At 63.8% G+C, this 26,502-nt stretch carries 24 protein-coding genes and 2 tRNA genes; 13 read left to right on the top strand and 13 right to left on the bottom strand.

Annotated features, from left to right (window positions below):
* The first annotated feature begins 29 nt into the window (after positions 1–29).
* Positions 30–932: a LysR substrate-binding domain-containing protein gene (locus GW587_RS22110; protein WP_166106833.1), complete on the top strand. Its 903-nt coding sequence runs from the start codon at positions 30–32 to the stop codon at positions 930–932.
* On the opposite strand, the gene GW587_RS22105 is transcribed toward GW587_RS22110, so the two are convergent.
* Together GW587_RS22105 and GW587_RS22100 are read right to left on the bottom strand one after the other, a co-directional pair.
* On the bottom strand, positions 933–2,516 hold the full coding sequence (locus tag GW587_RS22105; RefSeq protein ID WP_166106764.1) for a tetratricopeptide repeat protein: 1,584 nt from the start codon (positions 2,514–2,516) through the stop codon (positions 933–935).
* Positions 2,516–3,772, bottom strand: a complete 1,257-nt coding sequence (locus GW587_RS22100) for a M28 family peptidase (RefSeq protein ID WP_166106763.1) — start codon at positions 3,770–3,772, stop codon at positions 2,516–2,518. The genes GW587_RS22105 and GW587_RS22100 overlap by 1 nt, the downstream gene beginning before the upstream one ends.
* A gap of 131 nt (positions 3,773–3,903) precedes the next feature.
* Between GW587_RS22100 and GW587_RS22095 the strand changes: the two genes are divergently transcribed.
* Positions 3,904–3,979 (top strand) — tRNA-Arg (locus GW587_RS22095).
* A 20-nt stretch (positions 3,980–3,999) separates the two neighbouring features.
* Here GW587_RS22095 and GW587_RS22090 read toward each other — a convergent pair.
* Positions 4,000–5,658 (bottom strand): methyl-accepting chemotaxis protein, encoded by a 1,659-nt coding sequence (locus tag GW587_RS22090; protein ID WP_166106762.1) that lies wholly within the window; start codon positions 5,656–5,658, stop codon positions 4,000–4,002.
* Between the two features lie 225 nt (positions 5,659–5,883).
* Between GW587_RS22090 and GW587_RS22085 the strand changes: the two genes are divergently transcribed.
* The 4 genes from GW587_RS22085 (at position 5,884) to GW587_RS22070 (ending at position 9,237) form a co-directional block, all read left to right on the top strand.
* Positions 5,884–7,335 (top strand): sulfatase-like hydrolase/transferase, encoded by a 1,452-nt coding sequence (locus tag GW587_RS22085; RefSeq protein WP_166106761.1) that lies wholly within the window; start codon positions 5,884–5,886, stop codon positions 7,333–7,335.
* Positions 7,336–7,384: 49 nt separating this feature from the next.
* A tRNA-Gly gene (locus GW587_RS22080) sits at positions 7,385–7,458 on the top strand.
* A 223-nt stretch (positions 7,459–7,681) separates the two neighbouring features.
* Positions 7,682–8,749 carry a helix-turn-helix domain-containing protein gene (locus GW587_RS22075; protein ID WP_166106760.1) on the top strand — a complete coding sequence of 356 codons (1,068 nt, stop codon included), beginning with the start codon at positions 7,682–7,684 and terminating at the stop codon, positions 8,747–8,749.
* Complete coding sequence (locus GW587_RS22070) at positions 8,746–9,237, top strand: PIN domain-containing protein (RefSeq protein ID WP_166106759.1); 492 nt, start codon at positions 8,746–8,748, stop codon at positions 9,235–9,237. Before GW587_RS22075 ends, GW587_RS22070 begins: the two co-directional genes overlap by 4 nt.
* A 24-nt stretch (positions 9,238–9,261) precedes the next feature.
* On the opposite strand, the gene GW587_RS22065 is transcribed toward GW587_RS22070, so the two are convergent.
* A complete protein-coding gene (locus tag GW587_RS22065) occupies positions 9,262–9,546 on the bottom strand; it encodes a bacteriophage CI repressor (RefSeq protein ID WP_166106758.1) in 285 nt (94 codons plus the stop codon).
* A 178-nt stretch (positions 9,547–9,724) separates the two neighbouring features.
* Complete coding sequence (locus tag GW587_RS22060) at positions 9,725–10,531, bottom strand: SDR family NAD(P)-dependent oxidoreductase (RefSeq protein WP_166106757.1); 807 nt, start codon at positions 10,529–10,531, stop codon at positions 9,725–9,727.
* A 113-nt stretch (positions 10,532–10,644) separates the two neighbouring features.
* On the opposite strand from GW587_RS22060, the gene GW587_RS22055 reads away from it, so the two are divergent.
* Positions 10,645–11,166: a MarR family winged helix-turn-helix transcriptional regulator gene (locus GW587_RS22055; RefSeq protein ID WP_166106756.1), complete on the top strand. Its 522-nt coding sequence runs from the start codon at positions 10,645–10,647 to the stop codon at positions 11,164–11,166.
* 20 nt (positions 11,167–11,186) lie between these two features.
* Here GW587_RS22055 and GW587_RS22050 read toward each other — a convergent pair whose 3' ends face one another.
* Both GW587_RS22050 and GW587_RS22045 read right to left on the bottom strand, forming a co-directional pair.
* A complete protein-coding gene (locus tag GW587_RS22050) occupies positions 11,187–11,900 on the bottom strand; it encodes an SOS response-associated peptidase (protein ID WP_166106755.1) in 714 nt (237 codons plus the stop codon).
* 7 nt (positions 11,901–11,907) lie between these two features.
* Positions 11,908–12,357, bottom strand: a complete 450-nt coding sequence (locus GW587_RS22045; protein WP_166106754.1) for a MarR family winged helix-turn-helix transcriptional regulator — start codon at positions 12,355–12,357, stop codon at positions 11,908–11,910.
* A gap of 145 nt (positions 12,358–12,502) precedes the next feature.
* Between GW587_RS22045 and GW587_RS22040 the strand changes: the two genes are divergently transcribed.
* Together GW587_RS22040 and GW587_RS22035 are read left to right on the top strand one after the other, a co-directional pair.
* Positions 12,503–12,904, top strand: coding sequence for a GFA family protein (locus GW587_RS22040; protein WP_166106753.1), 402 nt, complete (start codon positions 12,503–12,505; stop codon positions 12,902–12,904).
* Positions 12,901–13,905: an alpha/beta fold hydrolase gene (locus GW587_RS22035; protein WP_166106752.1), complete on the top strand. Its 1,005-nt coding sequence runs from the start codon at positions 12,901–12,903 to the stop codon at positions 13,903–13,905. The genes GW587_RS22040 and GW587_RS22035 overlap by 4 nt, the downstream gene beginning before the upstream one ends.
* Positions 13,906–13,995: 90 nt before the next feature.
* Here the strand turns inward: GW587_RS22035 and GW587_RS22030 are convergent, their stop codons facing one another.
* A complete protein-coding gene (locus GW587_RS22030) occupies positions 13,996–14,889 on the bottom strand; it encodes a hypothetical protein (RefSeq protein WP_166106751.1) in 894 nt (297 codons plus the stop codon).
* A gap of 142 nt (positions 14,890–15,031) precedes the next feature.
* On the opposite strand from GW587_RS22030, the gene GW587_RS22025 reads away from it, so the two are divergent.
* Entirely contained in the window at positions 15,032–16,177 is a 1,146-nt protein-coding gene (locus tag GW587_RS22025) for an MFS transporter (RefSeq protein WP_166106750.1), read from the top strand.
* Here the strand turns inward: GW587_RS22025 and GW587_RS22020 are convergent.
* Positions 16,174–17,748: a tryptophan halogenase family protein gene (locus tag GW587_RS22020; protein ID WP_166106749.1), complete on the bottom strand. Its 1,575-nt coding sequence runs from the start codon at positions 17,746–17,748 to the stop codon at positions 16,174–16,176. The two genes, GW587_RS22025 and GW587_RS22020, sit on opposite strands and share 4 nt — an antisense overlap.
* Before the next feature lie 280 nt (positions 17,749–18,028).
* Between GW587_RS22020 and GW587_RS22015 the strand changes: the two genes are divergently transcribed.
* Positions 18,029–20,422: a TonB-dependent receptor gene (locus GW587_RS22015; RefSeq protein WP_229259587.1), complete on the top strand. Its 2,394-nt coding sequence runs from the start codon at positions 18,029–18,031 to the stop codon at positions 20,420–20,422.
* A 112-nt stretch (positions 20,423–20,534) separates the two neighbouring features.
* Positions 20,535–21,473 (top strand): alpha/beta hydrolase, encoded by a 939-nt coding sequence (locus GW587_RS22010; RefSeq protein ID WP_166106747.1) that lies wholly within the window; start codon positions 20,535–20,537, stop codon positions 21,471–21,473.
* 54 nt (positions 21,474–21,527) lie between these two features.
* Here the strand turns inward: GW587_RS22010 and GW587_RS22005 are convergent, their stop codons facing one another.
* Both GW587_RS22005 and GW587_RS22000 read right to left on the bottom strand, forming a co-directional pair.
* Positions 21,528–22,934 (bottom strand): MFS transporter, encoded by a 1,407-nt coding sequence (locus tag GW587_RS22005; protein ID WP_371875635.1) that lies wholly within the window; start codon positions 22,932–22,934, stop codon positions 21,528–21,530.
* A 72-nt stretch (positions 22,935–23,006) separates the two neighbouring features.
* Positions 23,007–24,347, bottom strand: a complete 1,341-nt coding sequence (locus tag GW587_RS22000) for a GH1 family beta-glucosidase (RefSeq protein WP_166106746.1) — start codon at positions 24,345–24,347, stop codon at positions 23,007–23,009.
* A 241-nt stretch (positions 24,348–24,588) separates the two neighbouring features.
* Here GW587_RS22000 and trmB point away from each other — a divergent pair, with 241 nt between their 5' ends.
* Complete coding sequence (gene trmB / locus GW587_RS21995) at positions 24,589–25,269, top strand: tRNA (guanosine(46)-N7)-methyltransferase TrmB (RefSeq protein ID WP_166106831.1); 681 nt, start codon at positions 24,589–24,591, stop codon at positions 25,267–25,269.
* On the opposite strand, the gene GW587_RS21990 is transcribed toward trmB, so the two are convergent.
* Together GW587_RS21990 and GW587_RS21985 are read right to left on the bottom strand one after the other, a co-directional pair.
* Positions 25,270–25,992: a transporter substrate-binding domain-containing protein gene (locus GW587_RS21990; protein WP_166106745.1), complete on the bottom strand. Its 723-nt coding sequence runs from the start codon at positions 25,990–25,992 to the stop codon at positions 25,270–25,272.
* Positions 25,992–26,501, bottom strand: a complete 510-nt coding sequence (locus GW587_RS21985) for a hypothetical protein (protein ID WP_166106744.1) — start codon at positions 26,499–26,501, stop codon at positions 25,992–25,994. The genes GW587_RS21990 and GW587_RS21985 overlap by 1 nt, the downstream gene beginning before the upstream one ends.
* Position 26,502 lies beyond the last annotated feature (1 nt).

Genomic DNA, 26,502 nt, shown 5'->3' with positions numbered 1-26,502 from the left:
GATGAACCATTCGATAAAGCGGGACGATGATGCGGCGACTGACCTTTGACCTCGACGTGCTGCGCACCTTCGTCACCGGGGTCGACATGGGCAGCTTCGCCAAGGCGGCGGACCGGCTGGGGCGCTCCACCTCCGCCGTCAGCGCGCAGCTGAAGAAGCTGGAGGACCAGCTGGGCATGCCGGTGCTGCGCAAGGAGGGGCGCGGCATGGTGACCACGTCGGCGGGCGAGGCGCTGCTGGGTTACGCGCGCCGCCTGCTGGAGCTGAACGACGAGGCGGCGACGGCGGTGCGCGGCGCCGAGCTGGCCGGCAGCGTGCGGCTGGGGATGCAGGAGGATTTCGGCGAACGTATCCTGACCGAGGTGCTGGGCCGCTTCACGCGCGACCATCCCAGATTGCGCATCGAAGCGCAGGTGGTGCGCAACGCGGAATTGATGGCGCAGCTGGCCGGCGGCCGGCTGGACCTGGCGCTGGCCTGGGAATACTTCGACGCCGCGCCCCAAGCGCACCAAGCGCAGCATGGGCGGGCGGTGGCGCGCCTGCCGCTGCGCTGGATCGGCGCGGCGGACGGCCTGCCGCCGCTGCCGCCGGCCGCCGGCCACGCCGACGAGCCGCAGGCGCTGGTGATGATGGACGCGCCGTGCATGATGCGGGCCGCCGCCATCGCCGCGCTGGACCGCGCCGGCATCGCCTGGCGCATCGTGTTTTCCAGCCCGAGCCTGGGCGGCGTGTGGGCGGCGGTGGCGGCGGGGCTGGGCGTGACCGTGCGCACCGCGCTCGCGCTGCCGCCGTCGTTGCGGGTGCTGGACGCGCCCGGATTGCCGCCGCTGCCGGAGATCGGCCTGCGCCTGCATCGTGGCGCCGAAGAACCCAGCGCGCCGGCGCAGCGCCTGCACGACATCGTGCTGGAGGCGCTGGCGCCGCACCTGTGACTACACGCCGGTGAAATCGGGCAGCGCCGCCGCGACGCGCTCCAGCACCTCGTCCCAGTCGCCTTCGCGGCGCTGGCGGAACAGGCGCATCGACGGATACCACGGGCTGTCGTCGCGCTCCAGCATCCAGCGCCAGTCGGGCGCGAACGGCAGCAGCAGCCAGACCGGCTTGCCCATCGCGCCAGCCAGGTGGGCGATCGCCGTGTCGACGCAGATCACCAGATCCAGCTGCGCCACCAGCGCGGCCGTCTCGGCGAAATCCGTCTGTTGGCCGGCAAATCCGCGCAGCGCCGGCAGCTGTTGCAGCAGCAGGCCGTCGACCGCGCCCAGGTCGCGTTGCAGCGCGATGAATTCAAACTCCGGCGTCAGCAGGCGCTGGAAGCGCGTCAGCGGAATCGAGCGCGCCGCGTCGTTCTCGTGTTTGGGATTGCCGGCCCAGGCCAGGCCGACGCGCGGCCGCGACCCCGGCCCGAGTCTCTCCCGCCACGCCGCGCAACGCGCCGGGTCCGCCGCCAGATACGGGACTTCGGCCGGGATGGTGTCGAGCCGCGTGCCCAGCGCCAGCGGTAAACTCAACAGCGGGATGTGCAGGTCGAAGGCGGGCAACGCTTCGGTGTCGTCGATCACGCGGTGGACGCCGGCCACGCCGGACAACAGCGCCTTGAGCGGCGCTTGAACGCGCAGGATCACACGCGCGCCCTGCGCCGCCAGCAGCCGCGCATAGCGGCACATGTGCAGCGTGTCGCCCAGGCCCTGCTCGCGATGGACCAGCAGGGTCTTGCCGCGCAACGGCGTCTCGCCCAGCCACAAGGGCTGCGCCAGCGCCTCCTGCACGCCCTGGTAGCCGGGCTTGCGCCAGCGCCATTCGTATTGCGCGAAGCCGCGTTGCAGGTCGCCGGCCAGCAGGCGGCAGGCGGCCTGGCCGAACTGCGCGTCGACCATCTGCGGCGTCAGCGCCAGCGCGGCGTCGTAGCTGCGCATCGCTTCATCGGTACGGTTCAGCAGTTGCAGCGCGTTGCCCTGGTTGTACAGGGCCAGCGCGTGGACAGGCTTGAGCTGCAGCGCGCGCGCCAGGCAGGGCAGCGCTTCGTCGTAGCGCCGCAGGTCGATCAGCGCGTAGCCCATGTTGTTCCAGGCCTCGGCGTGGCCGGGGTCCAGCAGCAGCGCGCGCTCCAGCAAGGGCAGCGCCTGCGCGGAGCGCTTGAGCCGCGCCGACAGCAGCCCGGCGCAATTGCTCAGGGCCTGGACCGAATCGGGATCGAGCTCCAGCGCACGTTCGACGGCGGCCAGCGCCTCCTTGATCTGCCCGCGCTCCTGCAGGATCGCCGACAGGTGCACATGCGCCTGGACGTGGTGCGGGTCGATCTCCAGCGCGCGCGTGACGAAGTTGTGCGCGCTCGGCAGGTCGCCTACTTGCAGCGCATAGACGCCCAGCAGATGCAGCGCGTCGAAGTGCGCCGCATCGGCGCGGACGATCTCCATGTACAGCACGGCCGCTTGCGACAGTTCGCCGCGCTGGTGCAGCGCGACCGCCTGCGCCAGCTTGGCCGCGATCTGCTCCGCGCCGAGCGACGGTGACGCCATTACTTCACGATCTTGACGCCGGCCAGCTGCGCCACGCCGGCCAGGGTGGTCTGGGCCGCGTTCAGGCCCAGCAGGAAGTCCTTGTCGGAATAGTTGGCGTAGTTGTCGGTCGGCTGGTGCCAGTTCGGATTCCAGCCGGCGCCGATCTGCTGTCCGCGCTCGTTCTCGCGCAGCGAAATCGACGGCACCAGGTCCATGAACGGCGTCGAATCGGTGTTGGTCATGTGGAAGCCGACGGCGGCCGGATAGTTGGTCGCATACTTGTCGTTGGCGGCGCGGAAGGCCCACGCCAGCTTGGCCGCACCCTCGGCCTGTTTCGACGTCGACTGGTATTCGATGTTGACGTCGGCCTCAAGGCGCTGCTCCGGCGGCGCCACGAACACCGGCTGGCCCTTGTCGTCGACCACCGGCTTGCCGTAGCCGTCGATCTTCTGGAACGGCATGCCGTGGTCGAACATCATCATGTCGTGCTGGATCATGCCCAGCCACTTCGGTTCCGGATACTTGCCGGAGCCCTTGGGCGATTCGACGCCCTGCAAATCCTTGCGCTGGTTGACGTAGGCGGCGGCGCCGTTCAAGCCGGTCTCCTCGTTGTTCCACAGGACGAAGCGGATCGAGCGGCCTGTCTCCACGCCCGGCATGCTGAAGATGCGCGCCAGCTCCATCACCAGCGCGGTGCCGGAGCCGTCGTCGTTGGCGGCCTCGCCGAAGCCGATGCCGTCCATGTGGGCGCTGACGATGTACATTTCCTCCGGATGCGTGGTGCCGACCTTGGTGCAGTAGACGTTTTCGCGCAGCGAGGTGCCGACCGGGGTTTGCTCGGCGTTGAGAGCGCGCAGGCGTTCGTCGGGCTGGCGCAGCGGATCGGTGTTGACGCCGGTCGGGATGCGGTTGCCGAACAGCGTGCTGCCGCCCTGGCCCGCCGGACCGCCGGCGCCGCCGCTCGGGATGCCGGGCGCGCGCTTCGGCGCCGGATCGCCGGGCGCGGGCTGGGTGAACTGGTATTGCAGCCGTTCGGTGTTGCCGCAGCCGTAGGATTTGAGTTGCGCCTCGATCCAGTCGAGCGCCTGGCGGTTGCGTTCCGTGCCCTGGCGGCGGTCGCCGAAGCGGGTCAGGCTCTTGATGGTGGCCTTGTACTTTTCCAGATCGAGCTGGCCGACCAGCTTGGAAATGGGATCGGCCGGGGCTTGGGCCTGGGCTTGGACGGCTGGAACGGCGAACGCGAGCGCGACGCTCAACGCGATAACTGGCTTCATGGGGCATCCTTGGCGGGTGAAAAAGCCCGGTTATTCTGCATCAGATGCCGTGCTTTGGGAATTGCTTGATTGTAAATGGCGCGAAAACCCTTTCTAAGGACGGAGCGGGAGCTTATAATGCCTGCGACCGTGCGGCTGTAGCTCAATGGATAGAGTATTGGCCTCCGAAGCCAAGGGTTGTGGGTTCGATCCCCGCCAGCCGCACCATCTCCCCCCCGAACCTAGTTTTACGCCCTGCGCGCCAGCGGCGCCATGGCGCGTGACTGCCGTGCCTGACGCGGCGCCATCACCGCCACGCTGGCCTTGTCCTTCGCACCCGTCTGCGGCGGCAGCTTGAACACTTCCAACGCCTTGCTCACCGCCTGCGCCTGCAAATCCAGCACGCCGGTCGCGGCCGATGCTTCCTCGACCATCTGCGCGTTCTGGCGGGTCACCTCGTCCAGCTCCATGATCGCGTCCTTGACCTGGTTGACGCCGCTGCTTTGCTCGCGGGTCGAGTCGCTGATTTCACCCATGATGACGGCGACCCGGCCGATCGCCTCGATCACCGCATCCATATCCTGTCCGGCCGCGCTGGCCATGCCGGCGCCGACCTGGATCTTGCCGGCCGACGCGTCGATCAGGGTCTTGATGTCCTTGGCGGCGGCCGCGCTGCGCTGGGCCAGGTTGCGCACCTCGCTGGCGACCACGGCGAAGCCGCGTCCGCTCTCGCCGGCGCGCGCCGCCTCCACCGCCGCGTTGAGCGACAGGATGTTGGTCTGGAAGGCGATGCCGTCGATCAGGCTGATGATGTCGACGATCTGGCGCGACGAGCTGCTGATGTCGTTCATCGCCGCCACCACCTGCGCCACCGCCACGCCGGTGCGTTCGGCCAGGGCGGTCGCCTCGCTGGCGACGCCGCTGGCGGTGTTGGCGTTGTCGGCGGTCTGGCTGACGGTGCCGGTGATCAGGCCGATGTGCGCCGAGGTTTGTTCCAGGTTGGACGCCTGCGCCTCGGTGCGCGCCGACAGGTCGACGTTGGCCGCGCGCACCATGGTGGTGGTGCTGCGGCTCAGTGCGAAGTTGCCGCGGATGTCGACCAGGATCGACGCCAGGTTCAGGTTCAACTGGCGCACGAAGGCTTGCAGCTGACCCAGTTCGTCGTGGCGATCGACCGCCATGCGGGTGGTCAGGTCGCCGCCGGCGAGGATGCGGGCGGCCTGGATGCTGGCCTGGATCGGCGCCACCACCGCCTGGTGCAGATTGCGCCAGCCGTACAGGGCCAGCAGCACCATCAACAGCGCCTGCGCGTGCAGCGCGGTATCGGAGTAGGGCAGCACCGCGTGGCTGGCCATCGACAGCGCCAGCAGGGCGAGGCCGCCGAAGCACACGGTCAGGCGCTGCGCCAGCGTGACGTCGCGCAGCGCGTTGCTCAGGCGACGCCAGCCGCGCGCGGCCTCGGCGCCGCGCACGATGCGCACGCCGTCCGGATTGCCGCCCTTGATGGTGCGATAGAGTTGTTCGGCTTGCTGGATTTGTTCGCGCTTGGGCTTGGTGCATACCGACATGTAGCCGGTGGTCTGGCCGCGCTCGATCACCGGCGTGGCGTTGGCGATACACCAGAAGAATCCGCCGTCGTTGCGGCTGTACTTGACCAGGCCGCGCCACGGTTCGCCCGACAGCAGGGTGCGAAGCATGTCAGCGTCGACTTCGGCCGGCATGTCGGGATGGTACAGCGAAGTTTGCGCGCGTCCGCTCAATTCCTGGTCGGCGTAGCCGCTGGCTTCGATGAAGGTGGAATTGGCGTAGGTCAGGCGGCCCTTGAGGTCGGTGGTGGTGACGATGGGCTTGCCGTCTTCCAAGACGGTTTCGCGGCCGGCCGCTTGAGGGGTGCTGCTGCTGCGCATGTTCGATCCTGATTGGGCGTTGACGAAGATGTCAGCATCGTAACAGATTTAAGTATCAACTAATTTCCCAAGGATATGGTTTTTGCATGAATGCAACAATCGTGCAAAGTAAAACTGTGTAAGGACGGCAACACACTAGGATACAAAATTCAGGGATCCCGCAACGTTGCAGACACCAGCGGTGGCGAAGATGGAGAAATGAAAAAACCTCTCCATACCCAAAAAATGTCTGGACTTCGCCTGCTGCGCGGCAGCCTCTATCTGGTGGCCATTTACCTGCTTTGTTTCAGCTACTGGATACACCGGTCGTTCGGCCAGCCGGATCTCGACCAGATCGCCTACCACCTCAATTTCGGTGTCGAGATGATGGATAGCGTCGACCCTGCCGTGACGCGGCGTTTTCTCCGCTGGTGCGTGCTGGCGCCGATACTGTTGATGGCGCTGGCGTTGTATCTGGAATCGCGGATACGACGGATCATCGTCAGGGCGCCGCGCTGCTGTCACGCGGCGTTTTATCGCGTGCATCGCTGGTTCCCGCCACTGCTGGTGTTTGGCGCGACCATGTTCTGGGTCTGTGATGTCTCCGCCTTTAAATATGTAACCGCTGATTACGGACCGGATTATTTCGGCGCCAACTACATTCGACCGGAAGCGATTTCTGTGGTAGCGCGAAAACCCAAGAATCTGGTGCTGATCTATGTCGAAAGCCTGGAGCAGGGCTACAGCGCGCGCGCCACCTTCGGCCAAGATCTGCTGGCGCCGCTGACCGGCTTGAACGGAACGACGTTTCCCGATTATGAACAGGTGCCCGGCACCGGCTGGACCATCGCCGCCATCGTCGCGACGCAGTGCGGCGTGCCGCTGAAGCGCGTCACCATCTTCGACGGCAATACCCAAGGTCAGGTGCTTAACTCCTTCCTGAAGAACGCCATCTGCCTGACCGACATGCTGGCGGCGCGCGGCTATCGCAACGTGTTCATGGGCGGCGCCTCGACCAGCTTCGCCGGCAAGGACAAATTCCTCGGCCAGCATCATTATCACGAAGTGTACGGCCGCGAAGAGTGGCTCAAGAGCGGCGCCAAGGCCGGCGATATGAACGGCTGGGGCCTGTACGACGGGGATTTGTTCAGTCGCGCCAAAACCAAGTTGCGCCAGCTGTCGGCGACGCGGCAGAAATTCAACCTGACCTTGCTGACGGTGGATACGCACGAGCCGGAAGGCCACTTGTCGCAGGCTTGCGCGCGGCGCGGGTATGTCGGCTTCGAAGGCGTGTTGACCTGTACCGCGCTGGAGGTGGCCGACTTCGTGCAGTATGCGAAAGCCAACGGCTATCTGGAAGACACCAACATCGTCATCCTCGGCGACCACCTGTCGCGGCGCAATCCGCTGACGCCGAAATTGTCGCAACTGCGCGAGCGGACCATTTTCAACAGCTTCATCTCCAACGACGCGCCGGCGCCTAACCGTACACAGCTGCTGCACTTCGACCTGATGCCGACGATCATGGAGTTCGCCGGCTACTCGGTGGCGGGCGGCCGCCTGGGCCTCGGCTACAGCGGCTTCAACCAGCATGCGCTGCAGCCGTCGAAGGGACGGCTGGCGGACATGGACAAAGACCTGCTGAACCGCTCCGACCCGTACATGGCGCTGTGGTCGGACCCAGAAGGGGATCACTAGTCAGACAATATTGTCAGCGGGGCACAAACCCGCGTAAAATGCGATGCACGCGGGTGTAGCTCAATGGTAGAGCAGAAGCTTCCCAAGCTTACGACGAGGGTTCGATTCCCTTCACCCGCTCCATAGGGCAAGGCGGCTTTTTACCGGCGTTTCTTGCTCCACAAAATCGCCTTGGCTTTGTTGTCTTGCTGGCCGGACTGATCCTGCCAGATTGCCTCACCTTTCCCTCCTTTGCTGATTGCTGCCAGGCCCGTCAACTTGAACGTGTTTCTTCGGCTCGTCTTCGCATGCTGCGCATGGTTGACTTTGGTTGACAAAGAAGCGCAATTTGCGTAGTTTGTCAACTATGGAAAAAGCAAAACTTAACGAGAGAATTCGCCGGGCACGAGTGTCACGGGGCCTCAGTTTGGAAGAAGTCGCCGCCAAGATGGGCGACATTAGTAAGCAAGCGCTGAGCAAGTTTGAAAACGGACAGAGCGCTCCTAACTCCGCGAGGATCTTGAAACTGGCGAAGGCGCTTGAGGTCAAGCCGGAATACTTCTTCCGGCAAGAGTCGTTCGCTCTCGCGCCTTTAGAGTTTCGTAAGTTGGCAAAAATGCCCCAATATCGTCAGGACCAAGTGCGCGAGCAGATGCGCGACCACTTGGAGAGGTACATCTCCCTGGAGGACTGTTTCGCCGCTACGCTTAAGGTAGTTCTCACCGCCGCTCGATCTATTCAAGTCACTTCAGTAGGGGAGGCAGAAAGGGCTGCGGAAAGGTTGAGGCAGGATTGGAAGGTAGGCGGAGATGCGATAGCCAATCTTACTGATCTTCTGGAGAACAATGGATTTAAGGTTGTGCTACTGAACGTGTCCGATGATTTTGACGGGTCGTGCGCAGCTACCAATGACGAGCAGCATGTGCTTATATCGTTGAATGCAACTCGTCCAGGGGAGAGGATGCGTTTTACCGCCGCTCATGAACTGGGCCACTGGGTAATGGATTTGCCAGTGTCTATGGATGAAAAGACCAAAGAGCGCTGCTGCCACCGCTTTGCAGGGGCCTTCTTATTTCCCGCTGCGCGGGTTCGCGCAGAGTTCGGGGATGTCCAGCGTTCAAGAGTGCATCCGCAGGAACTGCTGAATGCAAAAGCGTTGTATGGCGTTTCAATGCAGGTGGCGATGTACCGCATGAAAGATCTTGGCTTGTTGAGTGAGGGAGGATATAGAACCCTCATGATGACCATCAATGCGAATGGATGGCGGAAGAGCGAACCAGGCGCTTTGGCGGCAGAACGTCCTATGCGATTTGAGTCGTTGGTTTTCAGGGGCCTGGCGGAAGAAGTCTTTACCATATCCAGAGCTGCTGAGTACTTGCAGTTACCTATCAGTGCGCTTGACGCGAAGGTCTATGGAGCGCTGGTACGCGGATGAATTCGATATACATCAGCGACACGAATATCTGGATCGATTTTCGACATGCTGGGTTACTTGACGTGATGTTTGCGTTGCCATTCTCATTGTGCTGTACAGACTTTGTTCTGAGCGAACTGAACGACTTTGATCACGAAGATTTGATCGCTCGGGGATTGCAGATTGTTGAATTGGACGAAGAGTCCATTGTAGGACTGACAGATCTAAAGGCCGAGCATAACAACAGCTCGTTAGCTGATGTCTCTTGTTATCATCTGGCGAAGCGAACCGGCTATCCGCTGTTGACCGGCGACGGCCAACTGCGAAAGCAGGCGGTGAAGGATGGCCTGCAGGTGCATGGAGCCCTGTGGTTACTCGATAAGCTTGTCGAGCTTGGACTGATTTCACCTCGACAAGCGCATGCCAGCCTCATCGCCATGTTGACCGCAAATGCCAGGTTGCCTAAGGCTGAATGTACAGCGCGCTTGCAGACTTGGGGATCGGTCTAAGAACGGATCCATAGCTTTTGTCGTTCAGACTTTCGGCTTGCCTTTGGACGAAGAGAAACGGTATTTGGCGCGACGATCTCCCATCATGCCCTGCAGGTCGCTGACGCTCAGGTCGCTGACTTCGTGGATGCGAATCAGCAGCGCGCCGCTGATTGGCAGGCGGCGGTGGCGAATCTTACTGATCATCGGCGGCGCCACTTCAAGCGCGCGGGATAATTCCGCGTCGTTCTTCAATCCCAGTATCGTTTTTAACGAGTCCAGAAGACCGTTCGGTTCATACGTCGTGTCGGAGGAAACTTGAGTATTCATGGCTCGTCCAATCTTGGGTTGAGGAACTATCAAAGAGTGTACTGAGTGTACTGAGTTTCGAAACGACATTCTGTCTACGCGGCATTTCCTTGATATTGGTCAAATTTCGACGTCGCTCCCGGTTGTTTGTGTTGACGCGACCGCACAGCGGCGCTCATTGAGCGCCGGTCGATGAGCGTTACGTCTTGCGATAGCGCGACGCTGGCGTGCCGGTCTGCGTTGCTGTGAACAGTGCTTCGCGTGCGGTGTCGTAGGCGCTCAGCAGCTTGTCATCTTCCACCGACGGCATCGTGACCAGTTCGCCTTTGTCCAGGCCGGCCAGCGCGGCGTCGACGCAATCCTCGGCGCTCATGATGGTGTCCTGACCCAAGGCCGACAGTGGGATGCCCGACACGCCTTCGGTCCAGATCTCTGTCGCGGTCGATGCCGGCAGCACCACTTGCAGGCGCACGCTGGATTTGGCGTTGGCCAGCTCGTCCTGGATGCCGCGACTGAACATCAGCACATAGGCTTTGGTGCCGCTGTACACAGAACTCATCGCCCACGATTTCACCGCCAGCACCGACGCGACGTTGATGATGGTGCCTTCGTTGCGCGCCACGAACGCAGGCAACACGGTTTCCGTCAGGCGGGTCAGGGCGGTGATGTTGAGGGCGATCTGCGCGCGTGTATCGTCGCGGCTGGAATCGGCCATCGTGCGCAGTCGCGCCAGGCCGGCGTTATTGACCAGGACCTTGATGCTGCCGTCGTTTGCCAGCACGTCCTCCACCTTCGCGACATCGTCGCTCTTCTCCAAATCGGCGACCAAAGTCTTGACGCCGACACCGTATTGCGTGGACAGCCTGTCGGCCAAGGCGGTCAACCGGTCGGCGCGACGAGCGATCAGGATAAGGTCATAGCCGCGCGCGGCCAGGCGGTCGGCATAAACGGCGCCGATGCCTGACGACGCCCCGGTTACCACGGCGGTTTTCATGAATGCAGCCATTATGTGCTCCTGTGGATTAGATTGAGTGCTCAACTTAATTAATTGAGGGCTCAAGTGTAACCTCATGGGCATAGGGCTTGTCAATAGTTCTGTACTCAACCATTATTACGGTTATGAAAAAGATTCAAAGCAAATCGAGACCGGACGGCGGCGACGCGGCGAACGTCCTGGACCTGCCCGCATGCACCAATACCTCCCTGCGGCGGGCGGCGCGGCGCATGGGAAATCTGTATGACGATGCGCTTGAGCCCGTCGGATTGAGGGCCACTCAGGTCAGTTTGTTGGCGGAGATACAACGGATAGCGGCGGCCAACGAGGGGCGGGCGCCGACGCTGCAGGACCTGGCGGCCCAGCTGGCGATCCAGATTTCCGCGATTACCCATGCGCTCAGGCCATTGGTTCGCGACGGCCTGATCGTGCTGCACGCGGATGACCAGGATAAGCGAACCAAGCGCGCGTCGTTGACTACCGTGGGTGTCGAGCGCTTGGGCGAGGCGATCGCCCATTGGTCCGCGGCCAATCAGCGCGTCGAGCAGGTGCTTGGGCAAGAGGCGGCGGCAGCCTTGCGGGCGATCGCGGATTACGTGGCGTCGGAGGAGTTTTTTTCAGCGTATCGCCTCGATGACAAGGCATGAGGACGTAGTCCGCCGCGTCGTCAAAAACCAAAATCCAGATTGACCGCTTGCGGCGGCGCCGGCGCGGTTTCCGGCTTCGGCTTTTTCGCGCGCGGGGTGCGGGGCGATGGCCATGACGTCATCAGCTCGGCGGGGTAGCGGCGCAGGAAGCCTCGGGCGTATTCCGGATCCTTGCAGTCCAGCCAGTCTTCCCATTCGTCCTGGGGCACGATCACCAAGGTGCGCTTCTCGTCGCCCGGCTTGTGGAAGCGGCCCATCAACGGATGGTCGTCGGCGTTGATCGTCAGCTGCGTGAACGACGCTTCGGGACCGTGCTCGCCGTCCCATTCGCGCCACAGGCCGGCCACCGCGAACATCGCCTTGTCCGCCATGGCGATGCGCCACCATTCGGCCTTGCCGGTTTCGTAGCAGGGCTCGTCGAAGCTGATCATCGGCACCAGGCACAGCTGCTGTTGTTGCCACGGCCGCGCATAGGAGCGTTTTTCCCCGACCGTTTCGCTGCGGGCGTTCATCGTGTCGAACTTCTTCACGCCGGGCGGGATGCGCTTCTGAGGCACGGCGCCATAGCTGGCCAGCAGGCCTTCACGCTGGCCGTCGGCGCCGCGCCGTACGATCGGCGCAAGGCGGTCCTTGAAGGTGTCATCCTCCCAGAAGCCGCCGTCGTTCAGGTCGATGATCACGCCCATCACGGCTTCAAGCATCGCGGGGTCAGGCGGGCGGAAGTTGATGCACATGGTTCCCTCAGCCCTTGCCCGCCGTCGCCTTGATCAGGTTGTTGCGCAGCTTGACCACGGCTTTTTGCACCACCGGGAATTCCTCCGGCGTCAGGCCGGTCGCGTCGCGCAGACTCATGTTGAAGGCGCTTTCGCGCAGCGCGCGGCCGGCCGGCGTCAGGCCGACCCGCACCTGGCGCTCGTCGGCGGCGTCGCGCGCGCGGTTGACGTAGCCCATCGCTTCCAGCTTTTTCAGGATCGGCGTCAGCGTGTTCGATTCCAGGAACAACTTCTCGCCCAGGCCGCTCACGGTCTGGTGGTCCTCTTCCCACAGTGCGATGATGGCGATGTACTGCGTGTATGTCAGGCCCAACTGGTCCAGGATGGGCTTGTACGCCTTGCCGAACGCCAGATTGGCGGAATAGACCGCGAAACACAGGAAGTCGGCCAGTTGCGGTACGGGGGGTTTGGTCGTCATAGGTCACCTCGGTTGTCGATGATCCGATTATACATCGGATCCGATTTAATCGTGATTTGCTTGACACCACAAAATTTTCAGGTAATATGCATCGTATGCGCTGAAAGCGTATGCGATAAATAATCAACCCGACAGGAGCATGACCATGAGCACAGTTCCCCACGCCGGCCCATCCGACGCCGATATCCTGAAGGGCGCCTGCCATTGCGGCGCGGTGCAATTCGAAGTGCGCACCGCGCTGACGCCGGCCGCGCGCTGCAACTGCAGCCTGTGCCGCCGCAAGGGCGCCCTGATGACGCCGGCCTTCGCGGCCGACCAGCTGACGATCGTGCAGGGCGAGGATGCGCTGACCCTGTATCAGTTCAACACCCGCGTGGCGAAGCATTACTTCTGCAAGCATTGCGGCATCTACCCGTTCCACCAGACGCGCAAGGATCCGCTGCTGTGGCGCGCCAACATCGGCTGCCTCGAAGGCGTCGATCCCTATTCGCTCGACGCCGGCGTCAACGACGGCGCCAGCCTTTCCACCATCCTGGAGGATGCATGAACATCACCCGACGCAATCTGCTGGCCGGCGCTTTCGCCGCCGCCGGCCTGGCCGCCACCGAACTGCCGTTCATGAAGCTGGCGCAAGCCGCTTCGGGAGCGCAGCCGCTGGCGCCGATCAAGCAAATCCGCGCCGGTGAACTGGACGTGGGTTATTACGAGGCCGGACCGGCGAACGGCAAGCCGGTGCTGCTGCTGCACGGCTGGCCGTACGACATCCACAGCTTCGCCGACGTTGCGCCGATCCTGGCGGCGCAGGGCTATCGCGTGATCGTGCCGCATCTGCGCGGCCACGGCACGACCCGCTTCCTGTCCGTCAGCACGCTGCGCAACGGCCAGCAGGCGGCGGTGGCGTTGGACATCATCGCGCTGATGGATGCGCTGAAAATAGAGAAGGCGATTTTGGCGGGATACGATTGGGGCGCGCGCACGGCGAATATCATCGCGGCCTTGTGGCCGGAGCGCTGCAAGGCGATGGTGTCGGTGAACGGCTATCTGATCAACAACCGCGAGCGCAACAAGCTGCCGCTGTCGCCGAAGCAGGAACACGGCTGGTGGTATCAATTCTACTTCGCGACCGAGCGTGGCCAGGCCGGCTACCAGGCCAACCGCCGCGAGTTCGGCAAGCTGATATGGACGGCGAATTCACCGCAGTGGAATTTCGACCAGGCGACCTTCGAGCGCAGCGCGGCGTCGTGGGACAACCCGGACTACATCGCCATCGTGATCCACAACTACCGCTGGCGCCTGAGCATCGTCGAAGGCGATGCCAAATACGATGCGCTGGAAAAGACACTGGCCGCCGGCCCGGTGATCGGCGTTCCGACGATCACGCTGGACGGCGACAGTGACGGCGTGGCGCCGGCGACCGACGGCAAGGCTTATGCCGCCAAGTTCTCCGGCAAGCGCACGCACCGCGTCATCAAGGGCGTGGGCCACAACCTGCCGCAGGAAGCGCCGCAGGCGTTCGCCCAAGCCGTCATCGATGTCGACGGCTTTTGATTAGTGCACGAACAGCGCGATCAGGATCACGATGGGAAGCGGAATGCCGATCAGCAGTAAGAGGATAGAGCGCATGGTGTTCTCCTTGGATTAGATGGTCGAACGCACGATGACGCGTGCGTGGTCGCGGTTACGGCCGCCGATGGTGGCGGTCACGGAGGCGACGAAGGCGCCCAGCAGCAGGGCGACGAACATCCACAGCGCCGAGTGGGCGGCGACCTTGCGTGCCTGCTCGGCGGCAGCCATCGCCTTGGCTTTGGCTTCGGTGGCCGCTTGCGTGGCTTGTGCGTAGATCAGGTCGACGCGCTGTTCGGCATCGGCTTGCACCAGGCCGGTACGCTTGGCGACCATCTGCGCCAGATAGGTGCGGTCGTCGGCGTTGATCTTGCCGGCGGCCAGATCGGTGATCAGCAGGCGATTGATTTCGCTGCGCTGCGCTTCGGTGGCGGCGTCGCCATTAGGGGAACGCAGCAGCATGTCGGCGAAGTAGCTATTGCCACGGCTCGCGCCGTTGGCCATGCCCGCAGCGCCGGCGGCGGCTACAGGAGCCACTGCGGCGCCGGTGTCGATGGCGCCGCTCAGCACAGCGCGCGCGCCGCCGGCCAGCACCGCGACGGTGATCAGCGTCGCGACCGCCCAGGCCAGCAGGCCGTGTGCGGTGTCGCGGAAGTGGACTTCGTCACCGTGCACCGACGACCATTTGACGCGCAGGCGGCCGGCCATATAGCCGCCGATGCCCGATGCGGCCAGCTGCACGAAGGCGATCCAGCCGATCGCGGCGCCGGTCAGCGGGGTGTCGTTGTATTGGTATGGCGAGACCGACGACAGGCCGAGGCCCATGCCGAGGATCAGCAGGATGAACGACAGCGCCGCGGCCGCCGCAGCGCCGGCGATGACTGCGCCCCACGAGACGCCGGATGCGTAGCCGTCGCCTGCCTCCAGACCGGCGTTGGTGACGCCGGCGTATAACGGTTGGTTTTGCATGATGATTCCTTATATTTGGTTTAGTAGCGCAGCCCATCATGCGCCGTGGGACGCCCACGGTATGTTAGGCCTCAAACATAGCCGCCGCTTTGCGCGGATTATTTGTCTATACTGTGGCCTCTTCCACAGAACGTTCTCTCCCATGAATATCGTCGGCCCCAAACAGCGCTTGTCCACGCGTCTCGCTTTTTTGGCCGCCGGCCTGGCCATGTCGGCCTGGGCGCCGCTGGTACCGTTCGCCAAGGCGCGGCTGGGCATGAGCGAGGCGGAGCTGGGCCTGCTGCTGTTGTGCCTCGGCGCCGGTTCGCTGATGGCGATGCCCGTCACCGGTCTGCTGACGTCGCGTTATGGCTGCCGGCTGGTGGTGCTGATCTCGGGCGCCTTTACTTGTTTGCTGCTGCCCGGACTGGCCTACGCGCCTACCCCTGCGCTGCTGGGCGCGACCTTGTTCGCGGTCGGCGCGGCGATCGGTACGCTGGACGTGTCGATGAACGTGCAGGCGGTGATCGTCGAGCGCGAGAGCGGCGGTTCGCTGATGTCGGGTTTCCACGGCTTGTTCAGCGTCGGCGGTTTTACCGGCGCCGGCCTGATGGCGCTGATGCTTTGGGGCGGCATGACGCCGACCGCGTCGGCCGCCGTGGTGTCGGTGCTGGTGGCGTTGTCGCTGGCGTTCTGCGCGCCGCATCTGCTGCGCGAGCCCGATGTGGCGGAACGCGACGCGCCGCTGTTCGTGGTGCCGCACGGCGCGGTGATCTTCATCGGCGTGCTGTGCTTCCTGAGCTTCCTGGCCGAAGGCGCGATCCTCGACTGGAGCGCCTTGCTGCTGACGGCGGAGCAGGGCCTGGACGCGAACCGCGCCGGCCTTGGTTACGCGGCGTTTGCGATCGCGATGACGGCGGGTCGCCTGACCGGCGACCGCGTGGTGCGCAAGCTTGGCGGCAAGCGCGTGCTGTTGTTGGGTGGTTTGTGCGGCGCCTGCGGCTTCTTCGGCGCGGTGCTGGCGCCTTCCGCGCCGCTGGCGCTGGTGGGCTTTGTGCTGATCGGACTGGGCGCGTCGAACATCGTGCCTATCCTGTTCACCGCCGCCGGCAACCAGAGCGCGATGCCGGCCAGCCTGGCCATCGGCGCCATCACCACGCTGGGTTACGCCGGCATCCTGGCCGGTCCGGCGGCGATCGGCTTCATCGCGCATGCGGCCAGCCTGAAGCTGGCTTTCGGCGGACTCGGTTGCGCCATGCTGCTGATCGCCGCCAGCGCCAAACTGGGCGCGGCGAGCAAAAAGGCTTAAGCGGTCTTGCGTTCGCCGCGTTGAAGGAAGTGCTCGATCATCGCACGGTGCGTCGGCAAATCCGCCAGCGCGCGCTGCGACATCTGCTCGATCATCTGGAACTCCTTGCGCGCCTCGTCGAATCGCGGCAGGGTGCGGCCGTTGGCGTACTGTTTGGTCGGATACTCCATCCCGTACAACACATACTGCCAGCTTGACGGCGGATACATCTCCAGGTCCACCACGAAGTCCATGCGGTGCGGCGCGCGCGTGCGCCACATCGCCAGCTTGTCGCGCAGCGACTCGGGAATGCTGGCGTCGAGCGTGTTATCGATCCAGAACTGGTTGTCGGTGCGTTGCGTGAGGCAGTAGTGCAGCTTGACGAAATCGACGATGCGCTCGTAGCGCGACTTCATCATCTGGTTGAACACCTTGGCCACCGGCTCCATGTCGCCGTCGTGCGGGAACAGGTAGCTGACCAGGTAGGCCGCCGTTTCGATCAGGCCGATGCCGGACGATTCCAGCGGTTCCAGGAAGCCGCCCGACAAGCCCACCGCCACGCAGTTGTTCACCCAGTGCAGATCGCGATAGCCGACGTTGAGCTTCAGCTGGCGCGGACTGAGGTCGTCGGCGGCCGGGCCGATGTACTGGCGCAGCACTTCCTCGGCGCGGTTGTCGTCGGTGTGGCGGCTGGAATAGACATAGCCGATGCCGCGCCGCTGGTGCAGGCCGATGTCCCAGGTCCATCCCGCTTCGTGCGCGGTCGAAATCGTGTACGACGGGATCGGCGCGTCCGGCCGGTCGTAGGGCACCTGCATCGCCAGCGCGCGGTCGACGAACAGCACATCGTTGATGTTGCGGAACGGCGTACCCAGCGCCTCGCCGATCAGCGCGGCGCGGAAGCCGGTGCAGTCGATGTACAGGTCGGCCGTCAGCACGCCTGCCTCCCTGGTGTGCACCGCGCCGATCGCGCCTTGCTGGTCCAGTTCCACCCGCTCCACCGTGGCCTGCACATGCTTCACGCCCAGCGATTGCGCGTGGGTCGAGAGCAGGGCGGCGAACTTGCCGGCGTCGAAGTGGTAGGCGTAGTTCAGCGGTCCCATGAAATCGGCGTCGGCGGGGCGCTTGGGCGCGTGCGAGGCGTCGGCGACGCGCTTCTGCATGGTCGCGGCGGCGGCGAAGCCCAGCCCCGGCGCGGCCGCGCCCTGCAGCCAATAGGGCAGCAGTTCCGGGCCGCCGGGGCGCTGGCTCGGCAGGCTGAAAGGATGGAAGTAGTGGTCGTTGCCCGGCGCGCCCGGTTCGCGCACCCAGTGGTTGAAGCGGATGCCCTGCTTGAAGGTGGCGTTGCATTCGCGGATGAAGCGCGCCTCGTCGATGCCGATCGCGGCCAGCGTGCCCCGGATCGACGGGAACGTGCCCTCGCCGACGCCGATGATGCCGATCTCCTTCGATTCGACCAGGGTGATGCGGACGCTGTCGGCGTCCGCGCCGACACCCATGGTTTTGGCCAGAAAAGCGGCGGTAAGCCAGCCGGCGGTGCCGCCGCCGACGATCAGCACATTCTTCACGGCTGTTTTTGGTAACGTTTTCATTGCGCGTTTCGTCTCTGTGAAGTAGCATGCGCGCCTCTGCGGCTCCTATCCGGAGCCGAGGTTGTAACGCCGCTACAATTTTTAAATTGACACCGGTGATATGAATTATGTACCATGAAATCGATTTCACAAATACAGAAAACGATTTCATCAGATTTGAAAACGTTTTCACATAAGATGAAATCGTTTTCCACGATAAATATAGCACCGCCCCACCCCCTCGGCGATCGCTATGCAAAGGAGACTTATGAACGTCCACGTACCGCAGTCCGGGAAGCGTATGCTATCCCCCATCCAAATCGCCATCCTCGCCCTGGTCGCCGGGACCAATGTCGCCTCCGCGCAGGTCGCGCCGGCCGCCGAGCAGGCAGCCGCCGCCGACAGCGGCAAGATCACCGAGGTGTACGTCACCGCCACCAAGCGCACCACGTCGTTGCAAAAGACCCCGGTCGCCGTGACCGCGCTGAACGCCGCCGCATTGGACGACAACCACGTCCAGACCATCCAGGACGTCGTCAATCTGGTGCCGGGCTTCTCGGCCACCGGCCAGGGCGACCACGGCGTGATCACCATGACCATGCGCGGCATCGGCAACGACAGCGCCAAGACCGAATACGCGGATCCTGAAGTGGCCACCTTCGTCGACGGCATCTACTCGCCGCGTCCGGAAGGCGCGACCGCGCTGCTGTTCGACCTGGAAGCGATCGAAGTCCTGCGCGGCCCGCAAGGCACGCTGTGGGGCCGCAATTCGACCGTGGGCGCGGTCAACATGCAGACCGTGAAGCCTGAAATCGGCAGCAGCGCCGGCAACTTCGAACTCGGCTACGGCAACTACGCCCGCCTCGGCGCGCGCGGCGCGGTCAACATCCCGATCAACGACACCATGGCGATGCGCGTCGCGGTGGTGCACGAACAGCACGACGGCTATGTCGACTACCAGGCGCCGAACATCCCGACGCTGGCGCAGCAGCACGCGGCGGCCGATCCGGTCATCGCCGCATGGAACGCCGCGCATCCGGGCAACCCGATCGGCTTCCAGGCCTTGAACCCGAACCTGTACGTGCGCAACGGCCAGAAGTACAGCGCCCAGGACCAGAGCGCGGCGCGCCTGAGCTTCCTGTGGAACGTGGTGCCGGGCCTGAAGTGGAACATCGCGTACGAGCACTACATGGATCGCGGCACGCCGAGCGCCAACCTGCTGCAGGTCGCGCGTCCGGGCCAGGACTTCTGGTCGGCGCTGATCGACACCGCGCCGAACGTCAACCGCGATGCGAACTCGGTGCGCAGCCGCGTCGACTACGAGATCAACAAAGACATCAGCCTGGCCTACATCGCCGGTTACTCGCGCTTCAACGGCTCGTCGACCTACGACCAGGACGGCGGCGCCAATCCGGCCACCAGTTTCACCACCAGCACCACCGGCGGTGGCGGCTTCCAGGCGAACAACACCGTCTGGTCCAAGTACAAGAACTACAGCCACGAACTGGAAATCCAGTCGACCGGCAAGCGCGATGTGGACTGGCTGCTCGGCCTGTACTACGCGAACGAAGACAACGGCATCCGCTTCGACATCCCGATCATGAACGGCACCGAGCAGGGCACCGTCAGCTGGCAGGGTTCTTTCATCCAGCCGAAGGAAACCGTCGATTCGAAAGCGGTCTTCGGCCAGACCACGTGGAACGCGTCGGACGCGCTGCACCTGACGCTGGGCGCGCGCTACACCTCGGACAAGCGCACCAACGAAGGCGGCACCAACAACAGCTTCAGCGACAGCAACGTGCCGCAGGTGCCGTTGAACCCATCGGTGAATCCGCTGGCGCCTTCGTCGGGCTTCACGACCTACCAGCGTAACGACGGCGAGTTCAAGGACCACAAGCTGACCGGTCTGGCGCGCGTCAGCTACGACATCGACAAGAGCAATATGGTGTTCGCCAGCGTATCGACCGGCTACAAGTCGGGCGGTCTGCAGGACGGCGGCCGTCCATACGGTTCCGAGTCGCTGACCAACTTCGAAGTCGGTTCGAAGAGCACCTTCCTGGGCGGCGCGCTGCGTGTAAACAACGCGGCTTACTACGAGAAGTTCAAGGGCTTCCAGTTCAGCGCACCGGTGACCAATCCCGACGGCAGCCGTGGCCTGGCCACCAACAATGCGGAAGGCGCCAAGGTCTGGGGTCTGGAAACCGAGATCGCCGCCAAGATCACGCCGATCGACCGCGTGCAGTTCACCGCCGCGTACACCAACGCCACGCTGAAGAAACTGATCGGCGGCAGCAACGACTATCAGCTGCCTGTCTGCCCGATCAAGGAAATCGCGACCTGCCTCGACGTGACCGGCAACGACATGCCGCACTCGCCGAAATTCAGCGCGCAAGTGATGTACCAGCACAGCTTCGCGCTGGAGAGCGGCACGCTGATCCCGCGCATCAGCGCCCACTATGAAACCGCCAGCTGGCTGAGCGTGTTCAACCTGGGCGACGGCGACCGTCAGAAGGCTTACACCCGCACCGACCTGGGTCTGCGCTTCGACTCGAACTCGAAGTGGTACTTCGACGCCTTCGTCCGCAATGCGGAAGACGCGAAGATCAAGACCAGCGCGTTGAACGCCAACGGCCCGTGGCAGGCGCAGTACCTGCCGCCGCGAACCTTCGGCATCAACGTCGGCAAGACGTTCTAAGCAAAGAGTTTTATGTAGTACCAGTGTTGTCTGTGGTCTTCCAACCCCTCGCGCCCTCACGGGCCGAGGGGTTTTTTTTATGCGATACTCGGATTTTGATGACGAGGTTTCGATGCGACTATTCTTTGCGGCGGTGATGCTGGTCCTGCACGGCGCGGCGCAAGCCGCCGATTGCGTCGACCCGCCGGCCGACCCAACCAACACTTACGACGCGCAGCACACCTACGACAAGCTGGCGCGCGACTATCCGTTCATCCGCATCGCCGGCGCCGAACTGCCGGAGGGCGTGCGCAAGGTCGCCGACCAGACGTATGTTCAGTATGGATCGCGTTGTCTGAAGCTGGACATGTACTTGCCGGCGGGGCTGCGGATGCCGGTGGTGGTGCTGGTGCACGGCGGCGGCTGGCGTTCGGGATTCCGTTCCGAGTTCGCGCCGATGGCGGTGCGGCTGGCGCGGCGCGGCTATGCGGCGGTGACGGTGAGCTATCGATTATCGGGCGAAGCGCCATACCCGGCCGCGATCCAGGACGTGCAGGCGGCGGTGCGCTGGGTGCGCGAGCACGCCGACCGGTACCAGCTCGATCCCGCGCGCATCGCCTTGGCGGGCGGCTCGGCCGGAGGCCAGATCGCCAGCCTGGCCGGCGTGACCGGAGACGTACAGGCGATCATCAACATCGATGGCCTGTCCGACTTCACCTCCGAACTGGCGCTGAAATACGAAGACGATCCGAAGAAAAATCCCTCCGCCGCCGGCGCCTGGTTCGGCGGCCGCTACGCCGAAAAGAGTGCACTGTGGCGCGAAGCCTCGCCGATCAACTACGTCAAGGCCGGCATGCCACCGATCCTGTTCATCGGCAGCGCCCAACCCCGCTTCAGCGCCGGCCGCGACGAGATGATGGCCAAGATGTCGCAAGCAGGCGTAAAGACCGACAAACTGATCCTCCCCGACACTCCCCACTCGTTCTGGCTATTCGACCCATGGCTCCAACCCACCGTCGACGCCACCATCAACTTCTTGGTGTCAGTGCCGACATTCGGACACGAGCTCTAGCGCTTCGCCGCTGAGGTCGTGTCCGAATGTCGGCACTGACACCGGGGGGCGGGGTTAGTCCTTGTGGTGGAACGGGGCGAACCAGGTGACGAGGAAGGAGGGGATGGTTGCGGCCATCACCAGCCAGAAGTAGTGGACGTAGCCCAGGGCTTGCTGCAGGTGGCCGCTGACCACGCCCGTCACCATCATGCATAAGCCCATCAGGCCGGTGCCGAAGGCGTAGTGGGTGGTGGTGTATTTGCCCGGCGCCAGTTGCTGCATCAGGTAGATCATGAAACCCACCGAGCCGAAGCCGAAGAAGAACTTTTCGACCGCGACACCGGCGCTGATGACCAGCAGGCTGTCCGGTTGGTAGATGCTCATCAGCAGGAAGGTGACGTTGGGGATGTTGACCGCGCAGCACAGCACGAACAGGGTCGCCGGCAACCCGCGCCGCGCGACGAAGATCCCGCCCAGCAGCGATCCAAGCAGCACCGCGATCAGGCCGTAGGTGCCGTAGATCAGGCCCAGCATCTCGTTCGACAATCCCAGCCCGCCTTGCGCCACCGGGTCGACCATGAAGAACGGTCCGATCTTTTCCAGCAGCCCGATACTCAGGCGGAACACGAACGCGAACGCCACCATCAGCCACACGTCGCGCTTCTGGAAGAAGGTGGCGAAGGAGTCCTTGAGGATGAAGGCCGCTTCGGCCACCGAGGTCGGGGCGTTTTCGGCCTTGGCGCCGTCCGGCATCACGCGCATATGCCACAGCGCGGCGACGATGGTGATCGCGGCGACGATGAAGAAGATGATGCGCCACGATTCGATCCATTCCGGTCCGAACACGCCGGCCTGGTGGTGGAAGTAGTGCGTGTGCAGCCAGCCGCTCAGGTACACCATGCCGCCCGAGGCGACGATGGGACCGATGTTCCAGCTCAGGCTCTGGATGCCGCAGAACAGCGATTGCGTCTTCGAGTCCAGCGAGGTGACATAGACCCCGTCCGAGGCGATGTCCTGCGTGGCACCGACCAGCGACAGGATCCCGAACAGGAACACCATGATCACCATGTAGTCCGGCAGCGACATCGCCAGCGCGACCCCGGCGAAGCCGACGCCGATGATCAGCTGCGCGCACAGCACGAAGAACTTCTTGGTGCGGTACATTTCAACGAAGGGCGCGAACAGCGGCTTGATGGTGTAGGCGAGGATCAGGTAGCTGGCGTATTGCGCCGCCTGGCCGTTGTCCATGCCGAGGTTCTTGAACATGATCGACGTGACGCTGGTCAGCATCATGTAGGTCAGCGCCATCGCGAAGTAGCCGCTCGGGACCCACAGCATCGGTGTGCCGCGCGCGAACATGGCGCGGAACAGCGACGGCGACTGCGAGGAAGCGGATGGAGATGGTGCGGCCTGCTGCTCTTGCGGCATGGCGGATGGTGCGGTCATGGTGTCGTCCTCGTTGTTCTCTGTGGAGTGTAGCATTTGGCTCTGCGGCCAATATTCAAATGGCAGCCGCCGGCGCAAGGGCCGGCGGTCGCACTACAGTTGCGTGGTTCAGGCGGCGTGCGCGGTGCGCTGCGGACGCTGTTGAACCAGATAGTCCTTGTACCACAGCGCGCTGTGCTTCAGCGTGCGCTTCTGCGTTGCATAGTCGACGTGGACGATGCCGAAGCGCTTGGCGTAGCCCGAGTTCCATTCGAAGTTGTCCAGCAGGCTCCAGAGGAAGTAGCCCTGGATGTTCACGCCCTGCAGGCGCGCGTCGTTCAGCGCCTTCAGGTGACGCTGCACGAAGTCGATGCGCGCTTCGTCCGGGATCTCGCCGTTGACGATGGTGTCCGGATTGGCCATGCCGTTTTCGGTGATGTAGATCGGCGGCAGTTCGTAGGCGGCGTGCAGTTTCAGCAGCAGTTCGGTCAGGCCGTCCGGGAAGATCTCCCAGCCCATGTCGGTCTTGCCCAGTTTGCACTCGGGCTGGCGCGGCGGGGTCTCGGTGCTGCAGAAGGCGCGGAAGTAGTAGTTCACGCCCAGGAAGTCGATCTTCTGGTGCGCGATCGCCAGGTCGCCGTCCTGTACCTCCGGCGCGTTGTCGCCGTGGACCTTGAGCGCCAGTTCCGGATATTTGCCCTTGAAGATGGGATCCATGAACCACTCGACCGAGCGCGAATATTCGAATTCGGCGGCGGCGATGTCGGCCGCGCTGTCGGTGGCCGGATCAGCGGTCCATTGATTCAACACGATGCCCAGTTGCGCCGAGCTGCCGACCTTGCGCATCGCGCTCATCGCCAGGCCGTGCGACAGCACCAGATGGTGCGATACCTGGATCGATTGCTTCAGGTCCGCGACGCCGGGCGCGAACTGCGCGTTGCCGTAGCCGAGGTTGGCCGTGCACCACGGCTCGTTGTGCGTCGCAATCGTTTTCAGGCGATTGCCGAAGCGGCGCGCCACTTCGGCCGCGTATTCGGCGAAGTGGTAGGCGGTGTCGCGATTCAGCCAGCCGCCTTCGTCCTGCAAGCCTTGCGGCAGGTCCCAGTGGTACAGCGTGACGTGGGCGGCGATGCCCTTGCTTTCTAGTTCGGTCAACAGACGGTCGTAGAAGGCGAAGCCGGCTTCGTTCCACGCGCCTTTGCCCTGCGGCTGCACACGCGCCCACGCCATCGAGAAGCGGTAGGCGTCCACGCCCAGGCCGGACATGATGGACACGTCTTCCGGATAGCGGTGGTAGTGGTCGCAGGCGATGTCGCCGTTGCTGCCGTCGATGACCTTGCCCGGGGTGTGGCTGAAAGTGTCCCAGATCGACGGGCCTTTGCCGTCGGCGCTGGCGCCGCCTTCAATCTGGAAGGCGCTGGTGGCGACGCCCCAGGTGAAAGAGGAGGGGAATTGCGTGAAATCGGTCATTGTTTTATCGTTTTGATAGGGATTAACAGGTGCGGAGGAGGACGCCGTGACGTTTGAAAACGATTTCACGCCTCATGGTACGATTAGACCTCAACTCAATGTGAGTGTCAATGAATTTGGCGGCGCCAGGGTTTTTGCGCCCCGGGAGGCGATTCGAGGACTGATATAATGCTGCCTCATTGTTTACCGACTCTTCTTCCCCATGTCTTCCGATACCCCAAAAGACAGCCCGGCGCGGCCGATGCTGTACGACCCGACCGAACACCGCATCCGCAGCTTCGTCACGCGCGCCGGCCGCCTGTCCACCGCGCAGGCGCGCGCGCTGGAGGAACTGAGCCCGAAGTTCATGATCGGCTACGCCAAGGCGCCGCTGAATTATGAAGAGACCTTCGGCCGCAAGGCGCCGGTGGTGCTGGAGATCGGCTTCGGCATGGGCGGCACCACCGCGCACATCGCCGGCGTGATGCCGGAGAAGGACTTCATCGGCGTCGAAGTGCACACGCCGGGCGTGGGCAGCCTGCTCAAGCTGATCGAGGAACAGGGCCTGACCAATCTGAAGGCGATCCAGCACGACGCGGTCGAAGTGCTGAACCAGATGATCCCAGACGGCTCGCTGCACGGCGTGCATATCTACTTCCCGGACCCGTGGCACAAGGCGCGCCACAACAAGCGCCGCCTGATCCAGGCGCCGTTCGTCAAGCTGCTGGTGCAAAAGCTGGCCGTGGGCGGCTACCTGCATTGCGCCACCGATTGGGAGGACTACGCGGTGCAGATGCTGGAAGTGTTGGGCGCGGAAGAGGGCTTGCAGAACACCGCCGACGGCTACGCGCCGCAGCCTGCCTATCGTCCGCTGACCAAGTTTGAAAACCGCGGCCTGAAGCTGGGGCACGGCGTGTGGGACCTGGTATTCACCAGGAAGTAATTATTTACGCTGTTTGGCGAGGGCGCTGTTGAAGCGCTTGATCACATCGTCCGGCACCGACATCGTGCACCACAGGTGGCGGTCGTAGCCCTTGGACACGTCGGAAAAGTAGATGCGCTTGAAGGCGCTGGCCGGGTAGCCGGACGACTTGAGCACCGTGTCCATTTCCTCTTCGGTGATGAAGAAGTAGTCCGCGCGGCGGCGATACAGCATCTCCAACATCTGCCCCGCCTCGCCGGTGGTGGTGCTGGGCTGGGCCTTGTAGCGCGCCAGCGCGCGGTCGATCTGCGGGCCGTAGGAAAATCCGTCTTTCACCAGCAGCCGCAGGCGCGGATTGGAGACCGAGTCCTTCAGCGGCTCTTCGTTCTCCATGCTCTTGTTGCCGGCCCAGGTCAGCGCGAACGGCCGCTTGTCCTGATACACCACGTCGGTGAACTTACCGGTGCGCTCGCGGCCGGGCGCCTTCAACCAGCTCAACATGCAGCCCGCTTCCAGGTTCGCCTTCAGCAGCGCCAACTGGCGCTTGGCCGGCGTGGTCCGGATCACATACGGAATGCCGGCGGCGCTCAGCGCCGCCATCGCCGGCCTGGCGACAAAGCCGGTCAATTCGCCTTGCGGCGTGAGGTAGTGCAGCGGCGGGCGGTCGTTGAAGTGCAGGACCAGCGGCGGTTCGGCGGCGAACGCGCTTCCAGCCGCGAAGATCAGGGCGCCCAGGGCTTTCATTATTTTTCCAGTACTTCCATGTCCAGCGCGACGATGTAGGCCAGACGTTTGCCTTGCCACAGGCCGCCGCCGCGCACCTGCGCGTCGCAGGTGGTGACGTGGCCTTCGAGCTCGTCGCGCTTCAGGTTCTCGCGGAACTTGATCGCGGCCTTTTGCGACAGGTAGCCGGCCATGCGGCCGTCGAGGAACACCGCGACGGCGGCGCTTTCATAGGGATTCAGATCGTCCGGCACCAGCGTCGCCAGGTAGGGCGCGGCGGCGGCCTGGTCGCCGTGCGCGCCGGCCAGTTCCCTCAGCGTGCCCTGGTAGCGCGACTCGTTAACCACTTCGACCAGGAAGCGGCCGCCGTCCGACAAGTGCCGCGCCGGCGCGCCTTGCGGCAGCTTGGGCTCGTACGGCGTGGCCGGCATCGGCGGCAGCTGCATCGGCTTGGCCGGATTGGTCTTGATGATCGCGTAGATCACCAGGCCGGTGACGGCGATAATCAGCAGGGTGAGGAGGATTTGCATT

The sequence above is a fragment of the Duganella aceris genome (genome assembly GCF_011090165.1).
GTDB classification, from domain to species: Bacteria; Pseudomonadota; Gammaproteobacteria; order Burkholderiales; family Burkholderiaceae_D; genus Rugamonas; species Rugamonas aceris.
Note: the sequence above shows the minus strand (reverse complement) of the source record. Positions and strands in the feature narration are given on the sequence as shown.

What these genes read in the sequence shown, in the direction of transcription:
- GW587_RS22110 (WP_166106833.1), top strand. Translation starts at nt 30, where the DNA reads ATGCGGCGACTGACCTTTGACCTCGACGTGCTGCGCACCTTCGTCACC.
- GW587_RS22105 (WP_166106764.1), bottom strand. Translation starts at nt 2,516, where the DNA reads ATGGCGTCACCGTCGCTCGGCGCGGAGCAGATCGCGGCCAAGCTGGCG.
- GW587_RS22100 (WP_166106763.1), bottom strand. Translation starts at nt 3,772, where the DNA reads ATGAAGCCAGTTATCGCGTTGAGCGTCGCGCTCGCGTTCGCCGTTCCA.
- GW587_RS22090 (WP_166106762.1), bottom strand. Translation starts at nt 5,658, where the DNA reads ATGCGCAGCAGCAGCACCCCTCAAGCGGCCGGCCGCGAAACCGTCTTG.
- GW587_RS22085 (WP_166106761.1), top strand. Translation starts at nt 5,884, where the DNA reads ATGTCTGGACTTCGCCTGCTGCGCGGCAGCCTCTATCTGGTGGCCATT.
- GW587_RS22075 (WP_166106760.1), top strand. Translation starts at nt 7,682, where the DNA reads ATGGAAAAAGCAAAACTTAACGAGAGAATTCGCCGGGCACGAGTGTCA.
- GW587_RS22070 (WP_166106759.1), top strand. Translation starts at nt 8,746, where the DNA reads ATGAATTCGATATACATCAGCGACACGAATATCTGGATCGATTTTCGA.
- GW587_RS22065 (WP_166106758.1), bottom strand. Translation starts at nt 9,546, where the DNA reads ATGAATACTCAAGTTTCCTCCGACACGACGTATGAACCGAACGGTCTT.
- GW587_RS22060 (WP_166106757.1), bottom strand. Translation starts at nt 10,531, where the DNA reads ATGGCTGCATTCATGAAAACCGCCGTGGTAACCGGGGCGTCGTCAGGC.
- GW587_RS22055 (WP_166106756.1), top strand. Translation starts at nt 10,645, where the DNA reads ATGAAAAAGATTCAAAGCAAATCGAGACCGGACGGCGGCGACGCGGCG.
- GW587_RS22050 (WP_166106755.1), bottom strand. Translation starts at nt 11,900, where the DNA reads ATGTGCATCAACTTCCGCCCGCCTGACCCCGCGATGCTTGAAGCCGTG.
- GW587_RS22045 (WP_166106754.1), bottom strand. Translation starts at nt 12,357, where the DNA reads ATGACGACCAAACCCCCCGTACCGCAACTGGCCGACTTCCTGTGTTTC.
- GW587_RS22040 (WP_166106753.1), top strand. Translation starts at nt 12,503, where the DNA reads ATGAGCACAGTTCCCCACGCCGGCCCATCCGACGCCGATATCCTGAAG.
- GW587_RS22035 (WP_166106752.1), top strand. Translation starts at nt 12,901, where the DNA reads ATGAACATCACCCGACGCAATCTGCTGGCCGGCGCTTTCGCCGCCGCC.
- GW587_RS22030 (WP_166106751.1), bottom strand. Translation starts at nt 14,889, where the DNA reads ATGCAAAACCAACCGTTATACGCCGGCGTCACCAACGCCGGTCTGGAG.
- GW587_RS22025 (WP_166106750.1), top strand. Translation starts at nt 15,032, where the DNA reads ATGAATATCGTCGGCCCCAAACAGCGCTTGTCCACGCGTCTCGCTTTT.
- GW587_RS22020 (WP_166106749.1), bottom strand. Translation starts at nt 17,748, where the DNA reads ATGAAAACGTTACCAAAAACAGCCGTGAAGAATGTGCTGATCGTCGGC.
- GW587_RS22015 (WP_229259587.1), top strand. Translation starts at nt 18,029, where the DNA reads ATGCTATCCCCCATCCAAATCGCCATCCTCGCCCTGGTCGCCGGGACC.
- GW587_RS22010 (WP_166106747.1), top strand. Translation starts at nt 20,535, where the DNA reads ATGCGACTATTCTTTGCGGCGGTGATGCTGGTCCTGCACGGCGCGGCG.
- GW587_RS22005 (WP_371875635.1), bottom strand. Translation starts at nt 22,934, where the DNA reads ATGCTACACTCCACAGAGAACAACGAGGACGACACCATGACCGCACCA.
- GW587_RS22000 (WP_166106746.1), bottom strand. Translation starts at nt 24,347, where the DNA reads ATGACCGATTTCACGCAATTCCCCTCCTCTTTCACCTGGGGCGTCGCC.
- trmB (WP_166106831.1), top strand. Translation starts at nt 24,589, where the DNA reads ATGCTGTACGACCCGACCGAACACCGCATCCGCAGCTTCGTCACGCGC.
- GW587_RS21990 (WP_166106745.1), bottom strand. Translation starts at nt 25,992, where the DNA reads ATGAAAGCCCTGGGCGCCCTGATCTTCGCGGCTGGAAGCGCGTTCGCC.
- GW587_RS21985 (WP_166106744.1), bottom strand. Translation starts at nt 26,501, where the DNA reads ATGCAAATCCTCCTCACCCTGCTGATTATCGCCGTCACCGGCCTGGTG.